This is a genomic window from Streptomyces alkaliphilus, from assembly GCF_014141535.1.
GTDB classification, from domain to species: Bacteria; Actinomycetota; Actinomycetes; order Streptomycetales; family Streptomycetaceae; genus Streptomyces; species Streptomyces alkaliphilus.
In genome coordinates, this window is sequence record NZ_VKHT01000699.1 from 1 (window position 1) to 2804 (window position 2804).

Genomic DNA, 2804 nt, shown 5'->3' on the forward strand with positions numbered 1-2804 from the left:
GGGCGGGGGAGCCGGCGGCGAGCCCCCGGGCGGTGGTCACGCCCCCTCCTTCGGGGAGCCGTGGATCTGCTCGGCCAGGCTCGCCAACACCTCGTCGGTGCGCGGCCCGTAGTTCAACAGCACACCGTCGTCGATGCTCGCGATCCGGCGGTTCATCCCGGCGGGCGTCTCGGCGATCCCGGGAATCTCCAGCAGGCCGTCCACCCCGCCCACGGAGGTGAGGCCCTTGGTCATCACCAGGATGACGTCGGGGGCGGCGGCGGCCAGGGCCTCGCTGGTGATGGGCGTGAAGTCCTTCTCCAGACCAGCCTCGGCTCCCGCGTCCACGGCTCCGGCGGCCTCGATCAGCGAACCGGCACCGGACCCCGCGCCCCCGATGAGGTACACCGACGCGGAGCCGCGCAGGTAGAGGAAGGCCACCCGGGGGCGCTCGGCCTCCGGGACGTCGGGCAGGTGGGCGCGCACGGCCCCGATGCGTTCGGTGGTGCGTCCGACCAGCGCGTCCCCCGCCTCCGGGACGCCCAGGGACTTTGCCACCGCCTCGATCCGGACGGTCACGTCCGGGAGTTCGTCGGCGGTTTCGAAGACCAGCAACGGGACGCCGGCCGCGCGGATGCGGTCGATCGCCTCCTCGGGGCCGGTGGTGTCCTCCACCAACACCACGTCGGGGTGCAGGGACAGCACGCTCTCCGCGGACACCTCGTGGCCCCGGGTCACCAGGGGGAGGTCGGCGGCCTGTTCGAAGGTGGCCGAGACGTCCCGGGCCACCACGTTCTCGCCGAGACCCAGGGTCCACACGATTTCGGCCAGCGAGCCGCTGAGCGGGACGATCCGATCGACCGCGGTCACGGTGACCTCGACACCGTCGGCGGAAGTGGCGGTGACCGGCAACCGCGGTGCGGGGGCGGGGCCCTCCAGGGGTTCCACCCGGTCGGCGGTCGTCTCGCCGGAGGTCGGGTTCCCCGCGGCGTCACCGGTTCCCGCGTCGGCGGTGTCCGGGGCGCCGCAGGCCGCCAACAGGCCCACACACAGGGGAACGGCGATCGAGGCGCCGAGTTTCGCCAGCAGTCCTGATCGTGTCCACACCTGGGCTTCCGCCTTCCGTACCGGGGTTTCGCGCAACCGTGCTCGTGGCTTAGGTTAGCCTAACCTCGCTCGGCCGAATTCGGTCGACCCGGTTCCCCGGAGGTATGTCCCGTGCTGCCCAGATCCGCCCGTTCCGCGTCGACTTCCGTCGCCGCACTGCCCGCGGCGGTCCTCGCGCTCCTGATGGTGGCCGTCGCCCTGCCCATGGTCCTGCTCCCCGCCCGGACCGCCCACGCGGCCGAACTCACGCTCTCCGGCGGGCGCATGGACTGGGGCATCCGCTCCTCCTTCCTCACCTACATCACCGGCCCCGTGGCGCAGGGCAGTTGGAGCCTGTCGGGCGGCGCCGGGTCGATCGGTTCCGGCCGGTTCCGCTTCCACTCGGCGCAGGGCACATACGACCCCGACACCGGTACGGTCCGCGCCCGCTACACCGGCGGCGTTCACTTCGTCGGCCACCGGGAGGACAGCGGCGAGTACCAACTCGACCTGACCATCTCCAACCCCTCGGTCTCGCTGACCAACGGATCCGGCACCCTCCACGCCGACGTGCGCAGCCGGGACCGCGACACCGGTCGGGTCACGCAGAGTTCACAGGTCGCGCTGGCCTCCCTCGCCCTGGGCGGGGTGGACCTGCGCGGGGGCTCGCAGATCGTCCTCACCAACGTTCCCGCGACCCTCACCGCCGAGGGCGCCAGGGCCTTCGCCGGCTACTACGTCGCCGGTGACCCGCTCGACCCCGTCAGCCTGACCGCCGACGCCGTCACCCCCGCCGCCGACCCCACCCCCGAGCCTCCGGCGGAGGAGCCTGAGCCGGAGGACGCCCGCGAGGAGGACGCGGGGGACGCCCGCGAGGAGGACGGTGAGGAGGACACCGGCGCCGAACTCCACGACGCGATCGTGGACTGGGGAGTGCGCCGCACCTTCCGGGAGTTCGTCACCGGTCCCATCGCCGAGGGGTCCTGGACCCTCGGGGACGGGGCCCTGGACGGCGGAGCGCTCTTCCGCTTCCCCGAGGGTCGGGGCGAACTCGACGCCGAGTCGGGTACCGCCCGCGCCGCTTTCGCCGGAGCCCTGCACTTCACCGGCAACGACCTGGACCTGCGGCTGGAGGCGCCGACCGTCGAGATCGCCGACGGCACCGGCACCCTGAGCGCGGACGTCACCACCGACGACGGGGAGACCCGAACCCTGTCCGTCGTCACCTTCGAGGCGTCGGAACTCGCCGTGGAGGACGATCTGGTGCTCCTCTCCGAGGTGCCCACCGTCCTCACCGAGGAGGGCGCGGAGATCTTCGGCGGCCTCTACGCGCCGGAGACGGAGATGGACCCGATCACGGTCGCCCTCGCCCTCTCCGAGGAGGCCGACCTCCCCGCGCTGCCCGACCTCGGCAGCGAGCCGCCCGCCGAGGAACCGGCCGCCGAGCCGGAACCGGCGGCCGTCCCGGAGCCCGAACCCGCCTCGAGCGACACGGACTCCGGCCTCCCGACCATCCCCCTCCTCGTCGGGGCGGCGCTCCTGCTGTCGCTCCTCGCGGCCGGGATTCCGCTGTGGCGCCGTCGGCGCCGCTCGGCGGAACCCGTCGGGACCGCGGGTGACGGGGACCCCCACGGGTCCGACCCCACCGGGACCGACGGGGCCGGTGCCGCCGCCGAGGGCGACGACACCCCCGACCCCGGGAGCCCGCGCAAGGACCCGAGGAGCCCGGCCGCTGAACC

General features: G+C 73.7%; 2 protein-coding genes. One reads left to right on the plus strand and one right to left on the minus strand.

Annotated elements, in window-relative coordinates; genetic code table 11:
- Positions 1 to 36 precede the first annotated feature (36 nt).
- The gene (locus tag FNQ90_RS18645; RefSeq protein WP_456115105.1) at positions 37 to 1068 is read right to left on the minus strand and encodes a heme/hemin ABC transporter substrate-binding protein; all 1032 of its coding nucleotides are present in this window, start codon (positions 1066 to 1068) and stop codon (positions 37 to 39) included.
- Between the two features lie 129 nt (positions 1069 to 1197).
- Between FNQ90_RS18645 and FNQ90_RS18650 the strand changes: the two genes are divergently transcribed.
- Positions 1198 to 2804: HtaA domain-containing protein (locus FNQ90_RS18650; protein WP_323380060.1), on the plus strand; the 1607-nt coding region annotated here is incomplete at its 3' end.